Origin of the sequence: Kribbella sp. NPDC051586 (assembly GCF_044453965.1) — a bacterium.
Classification (GTDB): Bacteria; Actinomycetota; Actinomycetes; order Propionibacteriales; family Kribbellaceae; genus Kribbella.
In genome coordinates this window covers 464261-487973 of the sequence record NZ_JBITDF010000005.1, presented here as the reverse complement: position 1 = coordinate 487973, position 23713 = coordinate 464261, and the positions used below count along the sequence as shown (strand labels likewise).

23 protein-coding genes are annotated in these 23713 nt (G+C 68.6%); 10 read left to right on the top strand and 13 right to left on the bottom strand.

What is annotated here, in order from left to right; translation table 11 throughout:
* The first annotated feature begins 43 nt into the window (after positions 1–43).
* Positions 44–673 carry a DedA family protein gene (locus tag ACIA58_RS35860; protein WP_396408294.1) on the top strand — a complete coding sequence of 210 codons (630 nt, stop codon included), beginning with the start codon at positions 44–46 and terminating at the stop codon, positions 671–673.
* Positions 674–748: 75 nt separating this feature from the next.
* Entirely contained in the window at positions 749–1942 is a 1194-nt protein-coding gene (locus ACIA58_RS35855; RefSeq protein ID WP_396408293.1) for a hypothetical protein, read from the top strand.
* Here the strand turns inward: ACIA58_RS35855 and ACIA58_RS35850 are convergent.
* Positions 1937–2761: an acyltransferase domain-containing protein gene (locus tag ACIA58_RS35850; protein WP_396408292.1), complete on the bottom strand. Its 825-nt coding sequence runs from the start codon at positions 2759–2761 to the stop codon at positions 1937–1939. The two genes, ACIA58_RS35855 and ACIA58_RS35850, sit on opposite strands and share 6 nt — an antisense overlap.
* A 154-nt stretch (positions 2762–2915) precedes the next feature.
* Between ACIA58_RS35850 and ACIA58_RS35845 the strand changes: the two genes are divergently transcribed.
* The 3 genes from ACIA58_RS35845 to ACIA58_RS35835 all read left to right on the top strand — a co-directional run bounded on the left by ACIA58_RS35845 (position 2916) and on the right by ACIA58_RS35835 (position 4922).
* On the top strand, positions 2916–3749 hold the full coding sequence (locus ACIA58_RS35845; RefSeq protein WP_396408291.1) for an AraC family transcriptional regulator: 834 nt from the start codon (positions 2916–2918) through the stop codon (positions 3747–3749).
* 11 nt (positions 3750–3760) lie between these two features.
* Complete coding sequence (locus tag ACIA58_RS35840; RefSeq protein WP_396408290.1) at positions 3761–4126, top strand: VOC family protein; 366 nt, start codon at positions 3761–3763, stop codon at positions 4124–4126.
* 169 nt (positions 4127–4295) lie between these two features.
* Positions 4296–4922 (top strand): VOC family protein, encoded by a 627-nt coding sequence (locus ACIA58_RS35835; protein WP_396408289.1) that lies wholly within the window; start codon positions 4296–4298, stop codon positions 4920–4922.
* A 276-nt stretch (positions 4923–5198) separates the two neighbouring features.
* On the opposite strand, the gene ACIA58_RS35830 is transcribed toward ACIA58_RS35835, so the two are convergent.
* The 11 genes from ACIA58_RS35830 to ACIA58_RS35780 form a co-directional block, all read right to left on the bottom strand.
* On the bottom strand, positions 5199–6257 hold the full coding sequence (locus ACIA58_RS35830) for a hypothetical protein (RefSeq protein ID WP_396408288.1): 1059 nt from the start codon (positions 6255–6257) through the stop codon (positions 5199–5201).
* 75 nt (positions 6258–6332) lie between these two features.
* Complete coding sequence (locus ACIA58_RS35825; protein WP_396408287.1) at positions 6333–6620, bottom strand: 4a-hydroxytetrahydrobiopterin dehydratase; 288 nt, start codon at positions 6618–6620, stop codon at positions 6333–6335.
* A gap of 9 nt (positions 6621–6629) precedes the next feature.
* Positions 6630–9104, bottom strand: coding sequence for a glycoside hydrolase domain-containing protein (locus tag ACIA58_RS35820; RefSeq protein WP_396408286.1), 2475 nt, complete (start codon positions 9102–9104; stop codon positions 6630–6632).
* Positions 9105–9166: 62 nt separating this feature from the next.
* Positions 9167–10504 (bottom strand): hypothetical protein, encoded by a 1338-nt coding sequence (locus ACIA58_RS35815; RefSeq protein ID WP_396408285.1) that lies wholly within the window; start codon positions 10502–10504, stop codon positions 9167–9169.
* A gap of 31 nt (positions 10505–10535) precedes the next feature.
* Positions 10536–11921, bottom strand: coding sequence for an MFS transporter (locus tag ACIA58_RS35810; protein WP_396408284.1), 1386 nt, complete (start codon positions 11919–11921; stop codon positions 10536–10538).
* 34 nt (positions 11922–11955) lie between these two features.
* Positions 11956–13944, bottom strand: a complete 1989-nt coding sequence (locus ACIA58_RS35805; RefSeq protein ID WP_396408283.1) for an ABC1 kinase family protein — start codon at positions 13942–13944, stop codon at positions 11956–11958.
* Positions 13945–14062: 118 nt separating this feature from the next.
* Entirely contained in the window at positions 14063–14815 is a 753-nt protein-coding gene (locus tag ACIA58_RS35800; RefSeq protein ID WP_396408282.1) for a succinate dehydrogenase/fumarate reductase iron-sulfur subunit, read from the bottom strand.
* Positions 14812–16689 (bottom strand): fumarate reductase/succinate dehydrogenase flavoprotein subunit, encoded by a 1878-nt coding sequence (locus ACIA58_RS35795; RefSeq protein WP_396408281.1) that lies wholly within the window; start codon positions 16687–16689, stop codon positions 14812–14814. Before ACIA58_RS35795 ends, ACIA58_RS35800 begins: the two co-directional genes overlap by 4 nt.
* A gap of 16 nt (positions 16690–16705) precedes the next feature.
* The gene (locus ACIA58_RS35790; RefSeq protein WP_396408280.1) at positions 16706–17506 is read right to left on the bottom strand and encodes a hypothetical protein; all 801 of its coding nucleotides are present in this window, start codon (positions 17504–17506) and stop codon (positions 16706–16708) included.
* On the bottom strand, positions 17506–17799 hold the full coding sequence (locus tag ACIA58_RS35785; protein ID WP_396408279.1) for a hypothetical protein: 294 nt from the start codon (positions 17797–17799) through the stop codon (positions 17506–17508). Before ACIA58_RS35785 ends, ACIA58_RS35790 begins: the two co-directional genes overlap by 1 nt.
* A 102-nt stretch (positions 17800–17901) precedes the next feature.
* Positions 17902–18534 (bottom strand): hypothetical protein, encoded by a 633-nt coding sequence (locus tag ACIA58_RS35780; RefSeq protein ID WP_396408278.1) that lies wholly within the window; start codon positions 18532–18534, stop codon positions 17902–17904.
* A gap of 49 nt (positions 18535–18583) precedes the next feature.
* On the opposite strand from ACIA58_RS35780, the gene ACIA58_RS35775 reads away from it, so the two are divergent.
* The 3 genes from ACIA58_RS35775 (at position 18584) to mshB (ending at position 20344) form a co-directional block, all read left to right on the top strand.
* Positions 18584–18946 carry a (deoxy)nucleoside triphosphate pyrophosphohydrolase gene (locus ACIA58_RS35775; protein ID WP_396408277.1) on the top strand — a complete coding sequence of 121 codons (363 nt, stop codon included), beginning with the start codon at positions 18584–18586 and terminating at the stop codon, positions 18944–18946.
* Positions 18947–19086: 140 nt separating this feature from the next.
* Entirely contained in the window at positions 19087–19383 is a 297-nt protein-coding gene (locus ACIA58_RS35770; protein WP_396408276.1) for a response regulator transcription factor, read from the top strand.
* Between the two features lie 49 nt (positions 19384–19432).
* Positions 19433–20344: an N-acetyl-1-D-myo-inositol-2-amino-2-deoxy-alpha-D-glucopyranoside deacetylase gene (mshB, locus tag ACIA58_RS35765; RefSeq protein ID WP_396408275.1), complete on the top strand. Its 912-nt coding sequence runs from the start codon at positions 19433–19435 to the stop codon at positions 20342–20344.
* Here the strand turns inward: mshB and ACIA58_RS35760 are convergent.
* Positions 20283–21215: a DMT family transporter gene (locus ACIA58_RS35760; protein WP_396408274.1), complete on the bottom strand. Its 933-nt coding sequence runs from the start codon at positions 21213–21215 to the stop codon at positions 20283–20285. The genes mshB and ACIA58_RS35760 overlap by 62 nt on opposite strands.
* Positions 21216–21297: 82 nt before the next feature.
* On the opposite strand from ACIA58_RS35760, the gene ACIA58_RS35755 reads away from it, so the two are divergent.
* Positions 21298–21816, top strand: a complete 519-nt coding sequence (locus ACIA58_RS35755) for a flavin reductase family protein (RefSeq protein WP_396408273.1) — start codon at positions 21298–21300, stop codon at positions 21814–21816.
* 112 nt (positions 21817–21928) lie between these two features.
* Entirely contained in the window at positions 21929–23701 is a 1773-nt protein-coding gene (locus ACIA58_RS35750) for a VanW family protein (RefSeq protein WP_396408272.1), read from the top strand.
* Positions 23702–23713: the final 12 nt, after the last annotated feature.

Here is a 23713-nt window from a genome sequence, read left to right as displayed (position 1 = left end):
ATGGGATTGCGGCGATGTTGGCAGGAGATGGCATCCTTTCCGGGTGACAGAGTTGATGGAGGTCGCGCGACACCTGCTCGGCATCGCGATGGCCTCGCACTGGCTGCTGCTCATCCTGTTCATCGCCGCGGCGGTCGACGCGGTGTTCCCGGTGGTCCCGAGCGAGGGCATGGTCATCACGGCCGGCATGGCCGCTGCCGCCGGCCACCAGAACCTGCTGCTCGTGATCGCGGTCGCGATGGTCGGCTCGGTCATCGGCGAGTCCACCTGCTACTTCATGGGCCGCGGTTCGGGCCCGGCGCTGCACCGCTGGATGAAGCGTCAGGAGCGCCGTCAGCAGGTCTACGACCGGGTCGCCGGCGCCCTGCACTCGCGGGGCGGGCTGATCCTGATGACGGTCCGCTACATCCCCGGCGCCCGGATGGTCGCCACGCTGACCGCGGGCGCGACGCGGTACTCGTTCAAGAAGTTCATCGTGTTCACGTTCTTCGGGGTGACGATCGCGTACACGTACGTCGCCCTGCTCGGCTACCTGGGCGGCGACGCGTTCGCGCACGACCAGTTGAAGGGGCTCGCGTTCAGCTTCGGCCTGGCCGCGACGGTCGGTCTGGTCGTCGAGACGTCCCGCCGGATCGTGGTCAAGCGCCGCGCGGTGAAGATCACGAGCGCTTAACGATCCCCGCCCCGGTTTCGCCGCGGGCGCGTGTCCCGGGCCAACCTCGGCCGGGTTTCGTGCGTCAGTAGGGGCGTGGTGAGGCCTGGGGCGAACCTCGTGGGCGCCGCGCTCGTTGTCGCGGCGGTCCTGGCCGGGTGTGCCGACGTACCACTCGAAGGCGCTCCGTCGACCACCACGTCACCCAGTGGCTCGCGCGCTACGCGGCCGTCGCACAAGCCGCCTCCGGCGCCGGCAACCGCCAAACCGACGCCCAGCCGCACGCCAACGCCGAGCCACACACCTACCTCGAAGCTGCCGGCCGCGGCGCCCGTCCTGCGGTCGTTCCCGGGACGCCTGCCGAGCGGCAAGCCGCCTCTGTTCGTCGTGGTCTCCTTCGACGGCGCCGGCGACCTCGCGCTCTGGGCGCACTGGCGTGCGGTCGCGAATCAGGTCAACGCGCGGATGACGTTCTTCCTCTCCGGCCCGTACCTGTACCCCGGTGACCACCGCACCGACTACAAACCGCCGTACCACCGGCCCGGCGCCTCCGACATCGGCTGGGGCGACGCCGCCAACGTCCTCGCCCGGACGAAGGTCCTGCGAGCGGCCATCGCCGAAGGCCACGAGATCGGCACCCACGCGAACGGTCACTTCTGCGGCAAGACCGGCATCGGCCGGTGGACCACCGCGCAGTGGACCGCTGAGTTGAGCGCATTCGACCAGATGGTGCGGACCGGGCCGACGCTCGCCGCCGGCAAGACCGTCGAGCCGCCGTTCGATCCGTCGACGGTCAAGGGCATGCGCACGCCGTGTCTGGAGGGCAACCGGCCCGCGTACCGGCAGGCGATGGTCCAGCGCGGCATGCTGTACGACGCGTCCGCGCCCGGCTACATCACCTGGCCGAAGAAGCAGAACGGGCTGTGGGACTTCCCGCTCGAGTCAGTGATCCTGGCCGGCACCAGCAAGAAGACGCTGACGATGGACTACAACCTGTGGTTCGCCCAGACCCAGGCACGCAAGGCTCCGCTCGCCCAGGCGCCCGCGCTGAAGGCGCAGGTGCTCGCGACGTACCAGCAGGCGCTGGCGAAGTCGCGGGCGAGCGGCAACCCGCCGCTGTTCCTCGGCAACCACTTCAACAGCTGGAACAACAGCGTGTACTCCGACGCCCTGACCGACTTCGTCAAACAGACCTGCACGCAGCCCGATGTGCGCTGCGTGTCCAACATGGAGCTGGCGAGCTGGCTGGCGAAGTACGGCGTACCTAGTGGGCAGAACCGCCCGTCATAGCTTCAGGTAGCCGTAGGCGCTCTGCCAGGTGCCGCCGTCCTTGATGCGGCCGACTACGAGGCGCTGCAGGCGGGTGTTCTGTGGGAGCTCGTCCAGGTGGTCCGTGCCGTGCGTGCGGAAGGTGAAGAAGATGGCGCTGTCCTGGCTGTCGTTCGGCGTGCCGTACGGCGTGAAGCGGCGACCGAACTTCACCATGTTCGAGTCCTGGGGGAGGTTGTCGAGCAGGTACGGGTCGAGCAACCAGGACCAGAGGTTCGCGGTCTTGACCGGGTACTCCGGGAAGTAGCGCGGGAAGAACTCGCGGGCCTGCTGGAGGCTGTCGTCGACCAGCTCAGGTGTCAGCGGGCCGGTCTCGGGGATGTGCACGCCGATGATCCATTCGCCCGGCTCGGTGCCCGGGACCGGCTGGTCCGCTGTGACCTGGAAGAGCATGTACTGCAGCCGCCCCAGCGTGTAGAGGTTGCCGACCCAGAAGTTCGTCAACCACCAATGTGTCTCGAGGCTGTACTCGCCGTGGGTCCGGCGGCTGACCTTGAGCTGCTGTCCGAGGTCGGCCAGCGAGGCCCAGCTGATGTCGTCGGGGATGCCGCGGCCGGAGTGGAACGCGCGGATGTCCGGCACGGTGTCCAGGTACGCCTGGACCGAGTTCCGCGCGTCCTCCGGCATCCGGAACTCCGGCTCACTCCCGAGCTTCCCGATCGCGGCCCGGATCTGGTCGGCCAGGTCCTTCACCACCGCCGCATCCGGCGTGAACGCCTCGGCCGCCTCCCGATCGGCATCGGCGAAACCCAGCAGGCGGTACTCCTCGGCAGTCGTCACTCATCAACGGTAACCGATACAAACGAGCCAGAGACTTACGATTCGCGTCGTGAGCCGGGGAAGGAAGAAAGAACGAGAGCGGGCTCGGGTGGGTTGGGTGGGTAGGTCGGGCGGGGGATTTCGTGCGCAGTTCCTTGGTGCGAGACGGTGGGGCATGGCTTATGAGCGGTTCTCGCCGGCGGTGCAGTTGCGGGAGGTGATCGACCACGTGTGGTTGGTCGACTCCGCACCGCTGCCCTCGCTGCGGCAGGAGATCTTGATTCCGAACGGCCGGCCGGGGCTTGCGGTCGCGCTCGGTGATCCCGGTACGCGACACGATCCGGTGACCCGCGCCGAGTGGCCGAACGCCGCGTCGGTGTTCGGGGTCATGACCCGGCCGCAGATGATCGGGCAGGTTGGTGTGGCGAGTTATGCCGGGGTCGAGTTCACGCCGTGGGGGCTCGCGGCGCTCGGCCTGCCCGCTCTCGTCGACGAGGTGCGGCCGATGACCGACTGGGTCGGACCGGAGACCACAGCGGGCCTGGTGGCGGAGCTGCGGTCGGAGCCGTTCGGCCAAGCGCGTGCGGACCGGTTGGCGGGCTTCCTCGCGGCGAGGATGACGACCACAGCCGCTCCGCCGATCGTTGCCGAGGCAGTCCGGGCGATCGACGAGCTACGCGGTCAGGTCGCCGTGGCCGACGTCGTACGCCGGTGCGGCACGTCGTACAGCACCTTGTATCGCGTGTTCCGGAGCAGCGTCGGCATCGGACCGAAGCAGTACGCCGAGATCATCCGGTACTACCACTTCGTCGGCGGCCTGCTCGGCGGTCCGGCAGACGCGGCAGCCACCTTGTCGGCGTTGCACGGGTACTACGACCAGGCGCACGCCGCACGCGACTTCAAGCGCTACACCGGGGTCAGCGCGACGTCGTTCCTCGCAGTACAGAACGGGATCGCGGAGTTGATGCACGGAAGATCTGTCCAAGACGACGCCGGCCCTGATGCGTGACGATCGGACACATGGGACGCATTGTGCATGTCGAGATCGTTGCCGAGGACCACAATCGGGCCGCGGAGTTCTACAGCAAGGTGTTCGGCTGGCAGGTGACGCCGGCGCCGGTGCCGGACGGCTACCTGCTCGCGGAGACCGGCCCGGGGGAGGGGATCGACGGCGCCATCATGAGCAGCCGGTACCAGTCCCAGCCCACGATCGCCTGGATCGAGGTCGACGACCTCGAGGCGACCCTGGAGGCCGCCCGTGGTGCGGGCGGCACTCCGGCCGGCGAGATCCAGGAGCTGCCTGGCATCGGACGCCTCAGCTACCTCCGTGACACCGAAGGAGTCCTGATCGGCCTTCGTCAAAGCTCTTCCGCCACCCCCAGCTAGAGGATGCGGCGGTGGTTGGGCGGCATCGTGCCGTGGGGGTACTGCGAGGCAATTGGTCCGTGCTAAATTCATCGGAAAGCGCGGATTAGTCTTTAGTCCGGGGCGCAACGGCGCAAGACGCCGAAAGGGCAAGGCCCACCTACTCCAGCTCACCCCTGGGAGGGACGCCATGCCCACACTCGAAACCTACAAGAAGCAAGCCAAGCAACTCCTGCGCTGGCACCACGACCGCAACCTCTCGGTCGGTGGCCGCATCCGCCAGCTGCCGCGATACCGCGAGGTGACGGATCACGAACTGCTCGCGCTGAACTTCAAGCTCACGGAGGCGCAGGAGATCATTGCGCTCGAGGCGGGCTACGACGGTTGGGCCGCGCTGAGGGCGGACGTCGAGGATGCCTCGCCACGATCACCCGAGGCTCCGAAGCCTGTCCTGCTCGGCGCCGCGCGGCCGGTCCTGTTCGTCCGCAATGTACAGGCGGCCGCCGAGTTCTATCGCGATCGCCTCGGGTTCCGTGTCGACTTTCTGCACGGGCACCCGCCGTTCTACGGCTCGGTGTCGCGCGACGACGCTACCTTGCACCTGCGGCTCGTGCATGAGCCGGTGCTCGCTGCAGACACCGCGCGCGAGGAAGGGCTCATCATGGCCTTCATCGAAGCTCGAAACGTCAAGGACTTGTACGCGGAGTATCTCGCGGCGGGCGTGGAGCCGGCCCAGAAGCTCACCAAGCAAGCCTGGGGCGGCACGGACTTCATCGTGCGCGACCTCGACGGCAACACAGTCGCCTTCGTCGGCTGACGAAAGCGGTCTCAGGTTCGCCGAGTCGTGGAGAGGGGTTCTGAGAATCTGCCTTGATCCACGACTCGGCGTTCGGGATCGGAACCATTCGCCACGACTCGGCGAGGCTGCGCGCGACTGCGGCCACCCCGAGGCGGTGAGCAGAGGGCCGGTTCGAGCGGCGGCATGACCCAGCGGTGGATCGGCGCTACCGGCGGCTGACCGATCCCCGTGCAGGTCGATGCACGTTCTGACCCGCCAATTGCCCTCTTCTTGAATACTCCTCTGGAGATCTTGTCAGCGCTCTTCCGCGAGGCCCAGGTAGAGGATCTTCGGGTTGGAAGGGTTGAAGGCCAGGGACGGGATGCCGTCGTTGCGGTTGTGGTGTTTGCTGAGCTCGCCGGTGGACGGGCGGAAGCGGTAGAGGTCGGCGCCGAAGTTGGCGAACGACGTGCCGTAGCTGAAGTAGACGAGGTCCGGGTCGACCGGCGACGCCCACATCCTGTTGCCGTTGATCAGGTCGGCCCGGCTCTGGTCCAGCACCTCGCGGAACTTCTGCCCGCCGTCGGTCGACTCCCAGATGAACCGCGTCGCCCGATCCCGGTCGTACCCCTCCATCCAGACCTTCGACGGATCGGCCGGCGAGATGGTCAGGCTGAACGCGTTCACCCGCTCCACCGCCCGCGACCGGATCCAGCTGCGACCGCCGTCGTACGTGACGTAGACGCCGTTCGACATCACCCCGATGACGATGTGGTCCGGGTTCCGCGGATCCACCACGGCGTCGTACACGAAGAGATCGCGACCGGGCAGTACGCCGGTGCGCTGCCACGTCACGCCGTCGTCCGAGGAGTCGTACAGCTGCCCGTCACCGGCGACCACGCGCAGCCGCCCGGGCCGCGCATCCAGTGCGGCGAGACCACCGCCGTCGACCGGTCCGAGCACTGTGCTGACGTGAGAGCCGTGTACGCGATGGATGGGCTGGTCGTTGACGCTGTAGATGTACGCCGAGTCACCCGGGCCGGGCTGTACGTCGTACGTGCTGAGGTCGTCGGGCGCCTTGTCGAGCAACTGCCAGCTGCAGCCCGCGTCGCTGGAGCGCTGGATGGACTGCTTGCCGATGGTGATGAGCGTGTTCGGCTCCTGGAGGGCGGCGACCTTCGCGTAGGTGACGGGGCGCAGCTTGCCGGTCGTCGGTGCGAGGGTCTCGCCGTCGGACTCGGTGATCGTCACCGAGCCGTCGCCGTACACGGTGTCGCAGTGCGGAGCGTTCCAGAACCAGCCGGGGTCAGCGGTACCGGCTTGGGACGGGACGAGTGCCAGCAGGACGGTCAGAGCACTACCTAGGGCGGTCATGCCTTAGATTCAATGGATTCCGGGCACGCCGGACCAGCGCCTGTCCTGGCGGACAGGCGTCATGACGGGAACAGGTCAGCCGGCCGCCGTGTCGATGTGCCGGGCCAGCACCAGGTCGTCGTCGGTGATTCCACCGGCGTCGTGGCTGGTGACCCGGAACGTGATCGTGGTGTAGCGGATGTCGATGTCCGGGTGGTGGTTCATCGACTCGGCCAGCTGCGCGACGGTCGCCACCAGCCGGATGCCGTCCAGGAAGGCGGCCGCCTTGACCTCGCGGACCAGTTCCTTGTCCACGACCTTCCACTGCGGCAGGTGGTCGCGGATCGCGAGGTCGATCTGGTCGTCGGTCAAGAGCTCAGCCATGCGCTCACTCTAGCCCTGCTTCAGGACCGCCAGCGTAGCGATCAGGTCGGCGCGCCAGGCGCGGTACAGCACAGGGTCCTCCGTGAACGTGCGCTGGTTGGTGACCACGTCGTCCGCGTGCAGCAGCTTGGTGGCGTGGGCCTTCAGGGGCGGCGGGACATGTGGGTTCGTCCGCAGGTCCTCGGAGAGCAGCCAAAGGAGGTTGTAGTCCTCCATACCGTCCCGGAAGTTCTCCAGCCGGATCGATGCCATCGGCCCGTTCGGTCCGGGATAGAACATCGAGCCGTCGCCGGCGGTCCCGTTGAACGTCGCGGCCTTCCACGCCGACAGGATGCCGTCGTTGACCAGCAGTTGGTTGGCGTGGTCCGTGCGAAGCCAGCGGTTCGTCGCGTAGTACAGCATGCCTTCGACGCCGGCCTTGTAGGACATGGGGCCGGCCAGCATGCGGGTGTCGATCGGTGGGTAGCCGTTGAACCAGTTCGGCAACGGCGAGCCGGTGCCGATGTCCGGGTACCACCAGGCCTGATCGCCGCGCGCTCTGGTGCGCTCTGCCACCGTCTGGTCGTACAGGTCCTGTTGTGGCGCCCAGATGTCGACCAGCCCGGCCAGTCCGGTGTCGACGCCCATCGAGTTGTCTCGCAGCGTCGTGAGGATCGGCAGGTCAGGAAAAGCCTGCTTGACTGCGGCGAAGGTCTGCTTGGCCGCCTGCAGCAGTGGTCCGGTGGCCTCGTCGAAGCCGTACACGTACGCGTACTTGTCGACGCCGGCCGCACGGTAGCTGTCCATCGCAGTCCGCAGCTGAGCGATCCACGTGTCGATCTGCGCCTGCCAGGTCTCCGGCTTGGCCGGGTTGAGGAGTCCGGCCCACAGGTAGAACGCGTTGAAGTCGCGCAAGCCGTAGTGGTCCCGGATGTACAGCACGTCCTCGACCGGGGTCGGAACGATCACCGGGCCAGGGTTCGAAGGGATGCACGAGCAGGTGTAGAGCTGGTCCGGCTCGATCTTGTAGTCGTGCAGGAAGGACCAGTACTGGTGCTTGGTCGCCTCCTGCGCCGCCGGGTCGGTGATGCCGTAGAGGTCGTTCACGATCGCCGGTGTGAACTGGAACGTGGTGTTGAGTTTCGGCGCATCCGGCACGGTCACCGGCCAGACCCTGGCGGTCAGCGTCATCGACCGGGTCCGTTTGCCGGCCGCCGAGAACGCGACCTTGACCTGATACGCACCGGGCGCTGCAGTCGGTGCGGCCTTCAGCCGGATCCAGTACGGCTGGATCCCATCGGCCGGCACGTCCACCGACGTCAGGTCGTCGCGGATCGGGTCCGGTGTCCAACCGGCGTACGTCGGCCGGTGGTACACGCTGGTCGGCGTCACGTTCAGCGAGCCGACCGGAGCCACCGTCGCCTGCAGCGCACCGCGCTTGCCGGACACAGACGTCACCCGTGCCTGTACGCCGGCCAGAGGCTCAGCGAACGGCAGTACGACGGCCTGCACGTTCTCGTACTCGCCACGGGTCAGCGACACCGCAGGCGACGTGCCAGTGGAGGTGAACGGCAGGTCCTTCGGATACACCAGCGTCATCGAGTCCGCGGACTCCAGGCCGAAGTCCGCGTGCCGGTCGTGCGCCCGTGCCTGGATGGTGTTCGCCAGCCGCGGCACAGTCCGCTGCAGTGCGGCGACGCCGGCGTTGAAGGGCTTGTAGTCCGCGTAGCTCATCGGACCCAGCTTCTGCCGCAGTGCGGTGCACTGCGCGTCCGCAGCCTGGACCTGCTCCCGCAGGCGCTCGTCCGCAGCGGTGTGGCCGAGCGACCGGCCCAGGCCCCTGATCTGGTCGGCCAGCTTCGTCAGCACGCCGTTGAAGTCAGCCAGCCGGAGCAGCTGCGCCGCAGCCTGATCGCCGTACGGCGTCTCGTCGTACGGGTAGCTGTCGACCAGGCGGAATGCGTCGTAGTGGCCGATCACCGGAGTGGTCGACCGAGGCATCGAGAAGCCGATGTAGGCGATCCGGGTGATGTCCACGCCGGCGGCTGCGATCGTGCTCAGCCGCAGGTCGATCGGCGTCCAGTCCCGGGCCCTGATCGGGTAGTCCATGCCCCAGGCCTTGTTGGCCTTGTCCCGGACGGTGATCCGGCCGACGGTCGTGTAGTCCAGCTCGGTGAAGAAGTCGAACCCCAGCACGGTATGGCCGGACCAGTCGGAGACCGGCAGGCTCGGCGTACCGGCGTACAGATTGATGCCGGACGAGGCAGTCGCACCCGGAGTGTTGGCCGGACCAATGGTGAACTTCAGTCCGGAGCTGCCGTGCGTGGGGTCGGCAGTGCGTTCGATCTGGTCGGCCTGCGGCAGCGTGACGGTCGCGCCCTGCAGATCCGCGTCGGTCTCGAAGTCCTGGAACACCCCGGCGGGCGCCGCCTGCGCCGTACCCGCCTGCACTAGGCCGGCCGCGACGAGAGCGCCGGCCGCCAACAGCAATCCGAGCTTCCTCATGGGGACACCCTGCCCGGTGCTGCTTCATTTAGGCAAGGGTCTAAATCGGATTTGTGGCGTCCCTAATTGTTGAGGCGTTCGTCGAGGAGCTGGTAGACCATCGGCGGCCGGCCGACCTTGCGGGCCGCCCGGGTCGCCGGCATCGGCCAGGCAAGCCCGCTGTCCACCAGGCCGCGCAACGTCCGGCGCGCGGTCCGCAACGTGACGCCGAGAATGCCCGCCACCTGCTCGGCGTCGACCAGCCGTGCCTCGTCGCCGGCCTTGTCCAGGCTCTCGACCAGCATCCGCAACGTCTCCAGGTCGCGGGTTTCGTCCGCGACCGGCGCCGGCGTCGCCTCGGCGTCGGACTCCGCCGGCAGCTTGAGCACCAGCTCGTCGGATCCGACCAGGTAGGCCAGGTCGTCGGTGTCCGCGGTCGCCATCGCTACCGCGCGGTACGCGTTGTTCTCCGCCTCCAGCGTGGACCGGCCGAGGCCGATCCCGACCTGCAGATCCAGGTTGAGCGTCTCCCTGACCCGGGCCAGGAACGGCGCGATCTCCAGGTCGCCGGTGATCGTCCGCAGCGATCCGAGCGTGGTGATCACCAGGAAGCTGGTCTGGTCGTGGGGCAGCACGATCGCGTCCATCCGGCGGGCATCGTGCAGGAGCTCGTGATGCAGCGACAGCTTCAGCTCCTGGTACCAGTACTGCGCCGGGCTCGTCCGGGTCGGCAACGCCGAGTCCGGCACCTGCACGATCACGATCGCGATCCGCGACCGGGACAGCCGGGCGCCGCTTCCGGTGAGGATCGCGGCCCGCAGCGTCTCCCGGAGTGTCTGCGTCGACGGCCGCATCAGCACAGTCGGCACGCCGTCCGCCTCCAGCGACTCCGCCACGCTGGGGATCGTCGTGACCGCGCCCCCGGTCCGGCCGTCCTTGAAGAGCTTGCGGTGGAAGGACAGGTAGTCGGCCGGCTCGAGCTCCTCCTGGTACGGCTGCACCCGGACGCCCTTCGCCGACAGGGCGACCTCGGCGTAGCAGTCCTTGACGTCCTGCTCGGTGACCGAGTCCACGCTGATCCGGCTGGGGTCGAACGCCGACGTGTTCATGGCCTGCACGAGCGCTGCGTGCAAGGCAGCGCTGCCGGGCGGCACGTACATCGCCGGCACGGACAGGTCGCCGCCGGCCAGCGTGAGGTCGTACGGGAGCGGACCGGCGAACAGCAGTACGTCGACGCGCTCCATCACCTGCCGTGCCTGCTGCGGCGCGTCGGTCTCGTGCCGGTACACCGCGGGCTCGACACGCAGCCCCGGAGTACTGCTCTGGCGGGCGACCGAGATCATCCGGCGGACGAATGACTCTCCGCCGACCAGCCCGACCGCGACCTCCTCGTAGCGAGTGCCGGTCCCCTGATCCGCCATGACCGCACTGTAACCGCTGAGACCGTCGAGCTCAGGTACGGCGGGACCGCGGCGCCGCGAGGAAGCCGAGCAGGGCCAGTACCGCGCCGGCCGTGACGATCGAGCCGAAGACCCAAGGACGCGGGTCGTCGGCGTTGAAGGCCAGGAGCGTCCCGCTGATCGCCAAGCCGGTCGCGATGCTCATCGTCGCGGCCATCTGGCCGGCGCTGCTGTTGCGGCCGGAGTTGTGGTGGTCGGACAGGTCGAGCGTGAGGACCGACAGGCTGGACGAGCTGAGTCCCATCCCGATGCCGGCGAAGCCCCAGCCGATCAGGCCGATCCAGCTCGTCGCGTCCGTCCAGGCGAGCAACGACGTGACGAGCAGCCCGAGCGTCATGAACGCCAGACCGATCCGGAGTACGGTGACTCGCTCGATCCCGTGATCCCGGCCCTGCAGCCAGGAGCCGAACGCCCAGCACACGCCGGTGATCGACAACGTCACACCTGCTCGCGACGGACTGAAGTTGTGCTGCAGTGTCAGCAACAGCGGGAGGTACGCGCCGGACACGGTGAACGCGGCCCCGCCGAGGGCACGAACCGCGACGACGGCCGGGAAACCGCGGCGGGCGACGAACATGCCCGCGGGCATCACGCGTACGGCGGCTCGGGCGAGGACGGCGAGTGCCACGACGACCGCCGTGCCGCCGAGGAACGGGTGCGCCTCGAGGTGGTCGCCGGCCAGCGTCATCGAGAACAAGGCGACGGAGGCGGCGAGTGCCCAGGGGAGTGCGGCTCGCCAGGCCTCGAGTTCGGCGATGTCGTCGGCGCTGCGTTCGGGCGCGGGTGCGGTCGCCGACTGATGCATCGCCGGGCCGAGCAGCAGCCAGCTCGGGATCAGCAGGACGATCGCGCCGAGGAAGACCCAGCGCCAGCCGAACTGCTCGGTCACCACACCGGTGAGCACCGGCCCGAGGACCGACGGCAGGATCCACATCGCGGCGAACAACGAGAACATCCGTGGCCGCAGTACGGCGGGGAGCGCCCGGGCCACGAGCACCATCAACGAGACGTCGAGCAGCCCCTCGGCCAGGCCGCTGAGCAGGCGGCCCGCGATGACCATCGGCATCGCGGTCGCGGTCCCGACCAGCAACTGGGCCAGCGCGAACGAGATCGCACCGGCGCGCAGGGTCGGGATCGGGCCGCGCCGGTCCGACCAGAGCCCGGCGACGGCGAGCGAGATCAGGTAGCTCGCGGTCGGCGCCGCGTTCGCCAGACCGAAGCTGCCGAGCGCGTCGAACTCGCGGACCATCGTCGGCAACGCCGTACCGACCGCGCGATTCTCGAACGCGCCGAGTGTGACGAGCCCGATCACGCCGAGCACCAACGGCAGGTGCTGCCCGGTGAACAGCCGGGGGCGGGACTCAGTGGTGGAGGGCATGATGGCAATGGTGAAAGTTCAAGTTAGGTTTAAGTCAAGTGGCGCGCGGTAGGCGGAAGATCAGGACCAGGACGCGCAGGACGAGAACGGCGCAGATCACCAGCAGGTTGTAGCCGATCAGCTGGTACAGCGTCATCGAGGTGGTGACCTGCGGACCGCCCGGCGTGCCGAGCAGCAGCACGGCCATCAGGCCCGCGGTCGCGCCCAGGATCGCCAGCAGGGCCTGGTGGAGCAGGCCGGTGACGTGCCGCCGGTCGCGCTCGTCGGCGAGCAGCCTGACGTTGACGCCGAGCCGGCCGCTCTCGGCGGCCGCCGCGATCCGGTCGATCCGGCGAGGCAGCCGGCGCAGCATCGGCAGCAACGTCGCCAGCTCCTCGGTCGCCGTACGGCGCAACGCCTCCGGCGCAAGGCGGTCCGTGACGTGGGCGGCCGCGAACTGGCGCGACGCGGCCACCAGATCGAAGCCGGGGGAGATCCGCGAGATCGTGCCCTCGATCGTCGCCAGCGCACGGAAGACCGCGGCCACCTCGGGAGGTACGCCGAGGTCGTGCGACGTGATGATCTTGAACAGGTCGTTGAACATCGCGGCTCCGAGCGTGACCCCGGCCGCGAGGTGCCGGGTCATGAACTGGCCGACGGCACGCTCCAGCGCGCGTTCGTCGATCACGTCCGGGCGGTAGACGATCTCCAGCAGGGCATCGGTCGCGGACACCGGGTCGCCGTGGTCGATCGCGAGCAGGAAGCGCTGCAGGGCCTCCCGGGTGCCGGGGTCGAGACGGCCGACCGAGCCGAGGTCGAGCATCCCGATCCGGCCGTCGGCAAGCAGCAGGAAGTTGCCGGGATGCGGGTCGGCGTGGAAGACGCCGTCGATCGCCACCTGGCCGAGCAGGCACTCGAACAGCGAACGACCGAGGCGGACCGGGTCGAGGCCGCGCTCGGCGATCGCCTCGCGGGCGTTGCCGAGACCGACGCCGTCCAGCCGCTGCATGGTCAGGACCCGGCGGGTCGACTGCTCCGGATACAGCTCGGGTACGACGAGGTCGTTGCTGGCGGCAATCGACCGTCCGGCCGCGACCGTGGTCATGTTGCCGGCCTCGACGGTGAAGTCGAGCTCCTCGCGCATCGCGTCGGCGAACCCGTCGGCGAGCGCGCGGACGCCCATCGACCGGCCCCAGTCGGTGTTGCGCTCGAGCAGCCGGGCGAGGCGGCTGACGATGTCGAGGTCCCGGTCGACGATGCCGGCGATCCCGGGGCGCTGCACCTTGACCACGACGCGCCGGCCGTCCTCGTCGTGGGACGGGACCCGCAGGCGGGCCGCGTACACCTGCGCGACCGAGGCGGCCGCGAGCGGTTCGCTGTCGAAGTCGGCGTACAGCTGGTGCGGCGGGGCACCGAGCTCCTCGGTCAGGACCTGCTCGATCTGCGGCCAGGGCGCGGGGGAGACCTGGTCCTGGAGCCGGCTGAGCTCGGCGGCGACCGAGCCGGGGATGATGTCGCTGCGGGTGGACAGGACCTGTCCGAGCTTCACGAAGGTGACCCCGGCCTCGTCCAGCGCCAGCCGGAGCGACCGGGCCAGCTCGGCCTGCCCCGCGGCGTTCTCCCGGCCGGGCCGGCGGCGGCCGCGAAGGTACGGCCCGAGGCCGTGCTTGATCGCGATCCGGAGGATTTGCAGGTACCGCCGGGTGCGGGCGATCCGGCCGCTCAGGTCCCGGCGCAGATCGCGGGCCCGAGGCAACGATCCGGTCGGTACCAGCGCCTCCGCCAGGACCAGGAACACCAGCCCGGCGAGCATCGAGCAGAGCGTCGTCAGGACCAGGAACGCGATCGCGACGCCGTTCGACCCGGTGTACGGCGGTTTGCCGACCAGCGCGTTGGCGATCGGGCTGAACAGGCTCAGCGTGATGGCGCCCGCGAGCACCATCCGCACCACGCCGAACCGGACGCCCAGCAACCGCTGCGCCACCGGCACGAAGATCACCAGGAACACACCCAGGCTGAACAACCCCGCCACCACAACGTCCATGTCCGGAACGATAGGGGCTGGAGCAGGGCGCCCGGCTCCCCCACACGGGTGAGGCTTCCCTGGCAACAGGAAGGCCCTGGAACCAGGGACGGTTCCAGGGCCTCGCTGTTCGGCTACGTCAGGCCGGGCGACGGCGGATCTTGTTGCCGAGCCAGACGATCGGGTCGTACTTGCGGTCGGCGACGCGTTCCTTCATCGGGATGAGGGCGTTGTCGGTGATCTTGATGTGCTCGGGGCACACCTCGGTGCAGCACTTGGTGATGTTGCAGAAGCCGAGGCCGTGCTCCTCCTGGGCCGCGTGCTGCCGGTCGGCGGCGTCGAGCGGGTGCATGTCCAGCTCGGCGACGCGCATCAGGAAGCGCGGACCGGAGAACGACTCCTTGTTCTCCTCGTGGTCCCGGATCACGTGGCAGGTGTCCTGGCACAGGAAGCACTCGATGCACTTGCGGAACTCCTGCGAGCGCTCCACGTCCATCTGCTGCATCCGGTACTCGCCCGGCTTCAGGTCCGCCGGCGGCTTGAAGGCCGGGATCTCGCGGGCCTTCTGGTAGTTGAACGAGACGTCGGTGACCAGGTCCCGGATCACCGGGAAGGTGCGCATCGGCGTGACCGTGACGACCTCGTCCTCTTCGAACGTGTTCATCCGGCACATGCACATCAGCTTCGGCATGCCGTTGATCTCGGCGCTGCAGGAGCCGCACTTGCCGGCCTTGCAGTTCCACCGGACCGCCATGTCCGGCGTCTGGGTCGCCTGCAGCCGGTGGATGACGTCGAGGACGACCTCGCCCTCGTTCACCTCGACCTCGTAGTCCTTGAGCTCCCCGCCCTCGGAGTCCCCGCGCCAGACGCGGAATTTGCCCTTGTAACTCATTTGGCCGGCAGCTCCTCATCCGTCAGGTACTTCTTCAGTTCGTCGACCTCGAACAGCTCCAGCAGGTCCTCGCGCATCGGGATCTGCTGCTCCTCGGTCACGTTCACGTGGCCCTCGGCGTCGAGCTGGCAGACCAGCAGCTTCTTGCGCCACTCCGCCGACATCTCCGGGAAGTCGTCACGGGTGTGACCGCCGCGCGACTCCTGCCGCAGCAGCGCCGCACCGGCCACGCACTCGGACACGGTCAGCATGTTCCGCAGGTCGAGCGCCAGGTGCCAGCCGGGGTTGAACTGCCGGTGGCCCTCCACCGTCATCTTCGCGATCCGGCCGCGGAACTCGGCCAGCCGGCCGAGTGCCCGCTCCATCTCCTCTTCCTTGCGGATGATGCCGACCAGGTCGTTCATCGACTGCTGCAGGTCCTGGTGGATCGAGTACGGGTTCTCACCGCCCTCGAGCTCGAACGGCGCGAGCGCCTCGGTCGCGGCCGAGTCCACATCGGCCTCGTCGATCTTCGGCCGCTCCTGCAGACCGTCGACGTACGTCGAGGCGCCCATGCCGGCCCGCCGCCCGAAGACGAGCAGGTCGGACAGCGAGTTGCCGCCGAGCCGGTTCGACCCGTGCATGCCGCCGGCAACCTCACCGGCGGCGAACAGACCGGGCACCGTCGACGACGCGGTGTCCGGGTCGACCTCGACGCCGCCCATCACGTAGTGGCAGGTCGGACCGACCTCCATCGGCTCCTTGGTGATGTCGACGTCGGCCAGTTCCTTGAACTGGTGGTGCATCGACGGCAGCCGCCGGGTGATCTCCTCGGCCGGCAGCCGGGTCGACACGTCCAGGAACACGCCGCCGTGCGGCGTACCCCGGCCGGCCTTCACCTCGGAGTTGATCGCGCGCGCGACCTCGTCCCGCGGCAGCAGCTCCGGTGGGCGCCGGTTGTTGTCGGCGTCCTTGTACCAGCGGTCGGCCTCTTCCTCGTTGTCCGCGTACTGCTCCCGGAACACGTCCGGCACGTAGTCGAACATGAACCGCTTGCCCTCGGAGTTCTTCAGTACGCCGCCGTCGCCGCGGACCGACTCCGTGACCAGGATCCCCTTCACCGACGGCGGCCAGACCATGCCGGTCGGGTGGAACTGGATGAACTCCATGTTGATCAGCGTCGCGCCGGCCCGCATCGCCAGCGCGTGCCCGTCACCGGTGTACTCCCAGGAGTTCGAGGTGACCTTGAAGGACTTGCCGACGCCGCCGGTGGCCAGTACGACGGCCGGTGCGTCGAACAGGATGAACCGGCCGGACTCGCGCCAGTACCCGAAGGCGCCCGAGATCGCGTCGCCGTCCTTCATCAGCTCGGTGATCGTGCACTCGGCGTACACCTTGAGGTTGGCCTCGTAGTCGCCGGTGGCCTCGAAGTCCTCCTGCTGCAGCGAGACGATCTTCTGCTGCAGGGTGCGGATCAGCTCCAGGCCGGTGCGGTCGCCGACGTGCGCGAGCCGCGGGTAGGTGTGGCCGCCGAAGTTGCGCTGGCTGATCCGGCCGTCCGGCGTCCGGTCGAACAGTGCGCCGTAGGTCTCCAGCTCCCAGACCCGGTCGGGAGCCTCCTGCGCGTGCAGCTCGGCCATCCGCCAGTTGTTCAGGAACTTCCCGCCGCGCATCGTGTCGCGGTAGTGGACCTGCCAGTTGTCGTTGGAGTTCGCGTTGCCCATCGCGGCCGCGCAACCGCCCTCGGCCATCACCGTGTGCGCCTTGCCGAACAGCGACTTGCAGATGATCGCGGTCTTCTTGCCCTGCTCACGGGCCTCGATCGCCGCGCGCAGACCGGCGCCGCCGGCCCCGATCACGACGACGTCGTAGGAGTGTCGTTCCAGCTCAGTCATATCTCGAGATTCCCGGTCAGTTGATGAAGCGCAGGTCGGAGAACCATCCGGCCGAGACGGCCATGATGTAGAAGTCGGTCAGGATCACGGTGAACAGCGACGTCATCGCGAAGGTGCCGTGCTTCGGGTTCAGCTTGGACACGAAGGTCCAGTACCGGTAGCGCATCGGGTGCGTGGAGAAGTTCTTCAGCCGGCCGCCGACGATGTGCCGGCAGGCGTGGCAGGACAACGTGTACAGCCACAGGCAGACCAGGTTGACCCAGATGATCAGGGTGCCGAGTCCGATACCGAAGCCGCCGTCCTTGCCGTGGAAGGCCTGGGCGCCGTCGTAGATGTTCAGCACACCGAAGATCAGCGCGCCGTAGAAGAAGTAGCGGTGCAGGTTCAGCGCGACCAGCGGGAACTTGCTCTCACCGGTGTAGTTCTTGTGCGGCTCGGGCACCGCGCACGCGGCCGGCGCGAAGAACAGCGACCGGTAGCCCGCCTTGCGGTAGTAGTAGCAGGTGCCCCGGAAGCCGGCCAGGATCACGAACGTGATCAGGCTGAACGGCAGGAACCGCGGGAAGTCGCCGAACCAGGTGCCGAGGTGGCTGGAGCCTTCGACACAGCTGCTGGTGACACAGGGCGAGTACAGCGGTGTGAGGTAGTGGAAGTCACTGACCCAGTACCACTTGTTCATGAAGATCCGGATCGTCGCGTAGACGATGAAGAACAGCAGGATCACGCCGATGCGCAACGGCGCGAGCCACCATCGATCCGATCTCGCGGTCTTGAGGCCGACCTGTGCGCGGCCCGGGCTGTCTACTCCGGTCGCCATCAGGGAGCGTGCCTGTCGGGCGCGCCGAAGCCTTCATGCTCCGCGTCTGTCCACATGGACGCGTCATACTCCACGTCGGGAATCTCCTCGAGTTCCTCCGGAACGGGTCCGGGCCTGTGCCTGGGGTCGGGTGGGCCGAGCTCTGCGAGATCGTCGCTCAGCCGGGCCACGTCGGACACCAGGCGGCGAATGCCGAGGGTGTCACCGTACTCCTGGCTCAGTTTGCCGACGGCAGCGTGTAGCCCTTCGAGCGCGCGAGCGACCGCGGCAACGCTGTTGTTGCCTTCACCCATGCCTACTCCAGTGATGGTTATGTAGCTGTCAGTATGGGCACACTTTGCCCCTGCGGAGCGCCCAACGGAAGACCCCTCGGTACGGCGTGTTTCCGGTTAGGGTTACCTCAGTTGCGACCGTGCCGACGGGTGGAGTAATGGAGCGAATCCGGCCTTCAGCACAAGAAGATTCGCCGGTGGTGTGAGGGTCTCGACCTGATGCAGCCCGGGTGGTCGCAGCGCCTCGCCGTACCCCTCCCAGGACCACGGCAGCACCTGGTGATCGAGCACCAGGGCCGGGCGTCCGTCGAAGCGCACCATCGCGCCGTCCGGCAGGTCGGGGAAGTCCTGGGTGGTCGTCAGTTGCCGCCGGGTGCGTGATTCGACCCGCTCGTGGTGCAGTACGGCGTCCATCGCGGTGGCTCGTGGGCGCTCGTCCAGACCGTTCGCGCTTGCCCAGGCCCCGGCGTACAGCAGGAAATCCCTGCTCCGGCAGTAATGACACGGTCGATGCCCGGCCGCCAGCGCGACCGCCTCGTCGAAGAAGAACAACGCGGTCCAGCGCCCCGGCGGCATCGGATCGCGCCGGATCCCCTTCCAGTCAAGGACGCAGCAGATCCACGCCTTCGAGCGCCAGCGGGTGGCGCCGAGGCGGCGATCCGCGCCGTGCAGGCTGCCGCGGTTGCCCATCAGCAGACCGCGGCCGGGGTCGGCGACGATCTCCTGGGTGGGCAAAACCCTGTTCTGCAACGGCATACCGGCATCATGTCTGCTTCGGCCGACAGTTTCTGGCAGAGTCGCGACAATGCAGACAGTTGTCGGAGTAGCGGTCGTGCAGGGCGGTCTGGTGCTGGCGGCGTACCGACCGGACGCCGGCTGGGAGTTCCCGGGCGGGAAGGTCGAGCCGGGGGAGACCGACGAGCAGGCCGCGGTGCGGGAGATCCGCGAGGAGCTCGACCTCGAGATCAAGGTCGGCGAGTCGCTCGGGCCCGGCGTGGACATCTCCGCGGACTACCGCCTGCACGTCTATCTGGCCACGGCCGTCGCGGGTGACCCGGTCCTGCGGGAGCACTCGGAACTGCGCTGGTTCGGGGCGGCGGAGCTCGACGAACGGGACTGGCTTGAGCCGGACCGGCCGTTCGTCCGGGCCCTGCGCAATCGATTGTGAGTGGCAGAAGTCACACCGCTGTCCGCCACCAGAACCTCACGCACCGGAACTGTATGGGTGGTTTGTATGGGTTGTACCTGGCGAGTGGTCTAACCCGGCGACGAGAATCCTTCCCTGAGACTTCTGGGGAGGAGTGAGGTATGTCGGTTTATCCGGCAGTTCCGGTGGTGCGAAGAGAGGACTTCGCGCCCGAGGTCGTGTGTGAGGTGTACGAGCTCGGGTCGCACCGGCGGACCCCGGCCGCGGTCAGGGAGCTGACCAGCCGCCAGGTCACGATCGGCCGGATGATGTCGACCGGCGCGAAGGACGCCGCGATCGCCCGCGAGCTGGGCCTGTCGTTGCGGACCGTGCGTGCCGAGATCAGCGCGCTGATCGCCGGGCTCGGCGCGAAGTCGCGCTTCCAGGCGGGCTGCCTGCTCGTCCGGCGCTTCGGCTGACAGGACTGTGGCTGACAGAACTGTCCGAGGGCCGACGTAGGCTTTCGGCATGGTTGAGCTTGCTGAGCGCCGGCTGATGCTGGTGCACGCCCACCCGGACGACGAAACCATCAACAACGGTGTGACGATGGCGCGCTACGTGGCCGAGGGGGCGCACGTCACGCTGATCACCTGCACCCTCGGCGAGGAGGGTGAGGTCCTGGTCCCTGAGCTCGCCCACCTGGCCTCCGACCAGGACGACGGCCTCGGTGAGCACCGGATCGGTGAGCTCGCCAACGCGATGGCCGAGCTCGGCGTCACCGACCACCGCTTCCTCGGCGGCGCGGGCAAGTACCGCGACACCGGGATGATCTACAACGACGAGGGCAACGCCGACGTCCCGCCGCAGACCCGCAAGGACAGCTTCTGGCAGGCCGACCTGGTCGCCGCGGCCGACGACCTGGTCCCGATCATCCGCGAGGTCCGGCCGCAGGTGCTGGTCACCTACGACCAGTGGGGCAACTACGGCCACCCGGACCACATCAAGGCCCACCGCGTCGCGACGTACGCCGCTGCCCTGGCCGCCGCCCGGTCGTACCGGGAGGACCTCGGCCCGGCCTGGGACATCCCGAAGATCTACTGGACGGCGATGGCCGAGTCGCGGATGCGCTCGCAGTTGCGGCTGCTCCGTGACTCCGGCGACACGACCACCTTCGAGGGGATGGACCCGGACGGCCCGATGCCGCCGATGATCACCCCCGACCGGCTGATCGACTGCCTGATCGAGGGCGAGCAGTTCGTCGACCGCAAGATGAACGCGATGAAGGCGCACGCCACCCAGATCACCGTCGACGGACCGTTCTTCGCCCTGTCCAACAACCAGGGCAACCAGATCTGGAGCTCCGAGCCCTACCGCCTGGTCAAGGGCACCTCTGCGCCGGACGCCGACGGTCTGGAGCACGACCTCTTCGCCGGCCTCTGAGCCGGTTCCCGGACAAGTAGGCGCCGATCAGGATCAGCACACATCCGGACAGCTGGAGCACGGTCGGCCGCTCGTGCAGCACCACCGAGCTCAGCACGAGCGCGCCGACCGGCGTCAGCATCAACAACGCGGCGCCGACGTGACTCGGCAGGTGCGGTGAGTACGTCGCCACCAGCAGCCAGCCCAGCACCGTCCCCGCGAGCGCGACCCCGATCAGCCATCCGATCACGCGGAAGCCGGGCGCGAGGTCGACCCCACGCCACAGCCAGCCGGCGATGAGCGAGACCACGCCGGCCGAGGCGATCACGACGAAGTAGTTCTGGATCGGCCGCCCGCCCATCCCCGTCCGGCGGAGCAGGTAGAGGAACACCGAGTAGCAAGCCGCCGCCAGGACGGCGTGGATGGTGCCCCAGACGGGGTCTGTGCCGGCCGCACCGCCGTCGACCAGGCCGGCGGTCAGCGCGACGCCGAGGATCATCACCGGCACCCAGGCGACGAAGCGCCGTGGGACGGTCTCGCGGTCGATCGCCCAGGCGAGCAGCGGTACGCCGATCACCTGCACGTTCACCACCACTGTCGAAAGCCCGGCGCCTACCTCGTCGATCGCCCGCGTCCAGAGCAGCATGTCGCCGGCGAAGAATGCTCCGGCCAGCAGACCGAGGAGGAGTTCGTCCCGGCGCAGGGTGCGGTGACGGCGGCGCTCCAAGTAGGCGGCGACGGCGAGGAACGGGACGGAGAGCACGCAGCGGTAGAAGCTCGCGGTGCCGGGCGTCGTACCGGCGAGGTCGATGAGGACCGAGGAGACCGAGACGAACAGGGCTCCGGCCGCGAGCCAGGCGGCCGCTCTAGGTGGTGCGTTGTCAGCTGTCATCGGCTGTCCGGTACCCAGGAGCGTGATCGGCCCCACACGCTCGGTTGAGGCATCAACCTTGAAGCGGGCATAACCTGCAGTGGTGTCCTCGACCGAGCCCAGTGGGAGCGTTCCGCCTGCGGAGTTCCGTGCTGCGCTCGGGCGGTTCGCGTCGGGGATCACGATCATGAGCACGCTGCAGGAGGGCGTGGCGCACGCGATGACGGCGAACGCGTTCACCTCGGTGTCGCTGGATCCGCCGCTGGTGCTCGTCTGCGTGGACAAGGGCGTGCGGATGCATGCCGCCGTACTCGATTGCGGGTACTGGGCGGCGTCGGTGCTGTCCGGGGCGCAGCGGGACATCGCGGAGCGGTTCGCCCGGTCGGGGCGCGACCTGTACAGCCAGTTCGACGGCATCGGTACGACGGCCGGCCCGAAGACGGGGTGCCCGGTCGTCGACGGCTCGTTGTCCTGGCTCGAGTGCCGGACCTGGGCGACGTACGACGGGGGCGACCACACGATCGTGGTGGGTGAGGTGCTGAGCCTAGGCACCGGTGAACCGGCCGACCCGAGCGCGCTCATCTACCACTCGAGTCACTACCGGAAACTCCCCGGAAACTGAGCGTCACGCCGGGGGCATCCGGGGGCTGCCCCGACGGTCGGAAGGCCTCGTTGCGTCCCGTAGGATGTGCCCTTGTGCCTTGACCACGGCTCGAGCAGGAGGACTCTGTCCGGTGGGGAGAAAGCAGCTCGCGGGGATCATTGCCGCCGCGGGGCTCGGCGTGCTCGCCGTGGGGTACGGGGCGGCGTTCGCGTTCGCCGGCGACAAGGTTCCCGGTGACACCACGGTGCTCGGGATCCCGATCGGCGGTCTGTCCAGGTCCGACGCGAAATCCCGGCTCGAGACCGGCCTCAAGGACCAGATCAGTGCCCCGATCGCGCTGAAGGCGGGCGAGACGAAGTTCACGGTGGCGCCGGCCGACGCCGGCCTGTCGGTGGACGTGGATGCCACCGTCGACGCCGCGGGCGCGGGCCGCAGCCTGTCCCCGGCCCGGATCTGGCACGCGCTGGCCGGCGGCGACGCGGTCGCGCCGGTCGTCGCCAAGGACGACGCGAGGCTCAAGGCCGCCATCGACAAGCTCGCCGCGCAGGTGAACCGGCCGGCCACCGAGGGCACGATCACGTTCAAGGGCGTCCAGCCGGTCACGCATCAGCCGGCGCCCGGCCTGCAGCTGGACGGCGCGAAAGCGCCCGCTGCCGTGGTCGCGGCGTACCCCTCGGACGGGAAGCCGAAGGACCTTCCGGTCGGCGTGACCCAGCCGAAGGCCGGGGACGACGCGATCAAGAAGGCGCTCTCGGACTTCGCCGAGCCGGCGATGTCCGGCCCGGTCCGGCTGACCGTGGGATCCAAGTCGGTCGAGCTGCAGCCGGCCGAGATCGCGCCCGCGCTGACGCTGACCGCGGCCGAGGGCGAGGTCACTCCGACCCTGAACACGAAGTCCCTGGAGCCGCTGTTCCAGCAGCGGTTCAAGACGCTGGAGACACTGCCGAAGGACGCGACGGTGCAGATCGTCGGCGCCGGGCCGAAGGTGGTTCCGGCCGTCGACGGCATGGTCGTCGACCGGGCGAAGGTCGGGGCGGCGATCCTGGCGATCCTGCCGAAGCCGACCGGTGAGCGGCGGGCCGCCGTACCGCTGACGCCGACCAAGGCGGCGTTCACCACCGAGCAGGCGACGGCGCTCGGGATCACCCAGAAGATGGGCGAGTTCCAGACCGAGTTCCCGCACGCGCCGTACCGCAACACCAACATCGGCACCGCTGCGCGCAAGATCAACGGCACGCTGCTGAAGCCGAACGAGACGTTCAGCCTGAACAAGATCGTCGGTGAGCGGACCAAGGAGAACGGGTTCACCGAGGGCTACATCATCAGCGGCGGGAAGTTCGAGAAGGATCTCGGCGGCGGTGTCTCGCAGTCGGCGACCACCACCTTCAACGCGGCCTTCTTCGCCGGGCTGAAGGTCCTCGAGCACAAGGCGCACAGCGTCTACATCTCGCGCTACCCGGTCGGGCGGGAGGCGACCGTCGCGTGGCCGAACGTCGACCTGAAGTTCCTGAACGACTCGGGCCACGGCGTGCTGGTGCAGACGGTCTTCAAGGCGTCCACCCCGGGGAACTCGGGCAGCATCCGGGTGATCATCTGGGGCACGAAGGTCTGGGACGTCACCGCCGGCCAGTCGGAGAAGTCGAACTTCCGGCAGCCGGTCGTCCAGTACAACCCCGCCGCGGGCTGCGAGGCGCAGGCGCCGACCCCTGGCTTCGACATCACCATCTACAGGTACTTGGCGAAGAACGGCGCACGGGTCAAGACCGAGCAGTTCACCACGAAGTACAACGCCGCCAACGACATCCGCTGCGGCCCGAAGCCCGGCACCACCCCGACACCGCCGCCGGGCGGCACCACGACGCCACCGGGCCGGGTCAAGCCGCCGACCCGCCCGGCCAGCTGACGTTCGCCCGGC

Excerpts from the sequence above, each read along its gene's own strand:
- ACIA58_RS35845 (WP_396408291.1), top strand. The coding sequence starts at position 2,916 with ATGGCTTATGAGCGGTTCTCGCCGGCGGTGCAGTTGCGGGAGGTGATC.
- ACIA58_RS35840 (WP_396408290.1), top strand. The coding sequence starts at position 3,761 with ATGGGACGCATTGTGCATGTCGAGATCGTTGCCGAGGACCACAATCGG.
- ACIA58_RS35835 (WP_396408289.1), top strand. The coding sequence starts at position 4,296 with ATGCCCACACTCGAAACCTACAAGAAGCAAGCCAAGCAACTCCTGCGC.
- ACIA58_RS35830 (WP_396408288.1), bottom strand. The coding sequence starts at position 6,257 with ATGACCGCCCTAGGTAGTGCTCTGACCGTCCTGCTGGCACTCGTCCCG.
- ACIA58_RS35825 (WP_396408287.1), bottom strand. The coding sequence starts at position 6,620 with ATGGCTGAGCTCTTGACCGACGACCAGATCGACCTCGCGATCCGCGAC.
- ACIA58_RS35820 (WP_396408286.1), bottom strand. The coding sequence starts at position 9,104 with ATGAGGAAGCTCGGATTGCTGTTGGCGGCCGGCGCTCTCGTCGCGGCC.
- ACIA58_RS35815 (WP_396408285.1), bottom strand. The coding sequence starts at position 10,504 with ATGGCGGATCAGGGGACCGGCACTCGCTACGAGGAGGTCGCGGTCGGG.
- ACIA58_RS35810 (WP_396408284.1), bottom strand. The coding sequence starts at position 11,921 with ATGCCCTCCACCACTGAGTCCCGCCCCCGGCTGTTCACCGGGCAGCAC.
- ACIA58_RS35805 (WP_396408283.1), bottom strand. The coding sequence starts at position 13,944 with ATGGACGTTGTGGTGGCGGGGTTGTTCAGCCTGGGTGTGTTCCTGGTG.
- ACIA58_RS35800 (WP_396408282.1), bottom strand. The coding sequence starts at position 14,815 with ATGAGTTACAAGGGCAAATTCCGCGTCTGGCGCGGGGACTCCGAGGGC.
- ACIA58_RS35795 (WP_396408281.1), bottom strand. The coding sequence starts at position 16,689 with ATGACTGAGCTGGAACGACACTCCTACGACGTCGTCGTGATCGGGGCC.
- ACIA58_RS35790 (WP_396408280.1), bottom strand. The coding sequence starts at position 17,506 with ATGGCGACCGGAGTAGACAGCCCGGGCCGCGCACAGGTCGGCCTCAAG.
- ACIA58_RS35785 (WP_396408279.1), bottom strand. The coding sequence starts at position 17,799 with ATGGGTGAAGGCAACAACAGCGTTGCCGCGGTCGCTCGCGCGCTCGAA.
- ACIA58_RS35780 (WP_396408278.1), bottom strand. The coding sequence starts at position 18,534 with ATGCCGTTGCAGAACAGGGTTTTGCCCACCCAGGAGATCGTCGCCGAC.
- ACIA58_RS35775 (WP_396408277.1), top strand. The coding sequence starts at position 18,584 with ATGCAGACAGTTGTCGGAGTAGCGGTCGTGCAGGGCGGTCTGGTGCTG.
- ACIA58_RS35770 (WP_396408276.1), top strand. The coding sequence starts at position 19,087 with ATGTCGGTTTATCCGGCAGTTCCGGTGGTGCGAAGAGAGGACTTCGCG.
- mshB (WP_396408275.1), top strand. The coding sequence starts at position 19,433 with ATGGTTGAGCTTGCTGAGCGCCGGCTGATGCTGGTGCACGCCCACCCG.
- ACIA58_RS35760 (WP_396408274.1), bottom strand. The coding sequence starts at position 21,215 with ATGACAGCTGACAACGCACCACCTAGAGCGGCCGCCTGGCTCGCGGCC.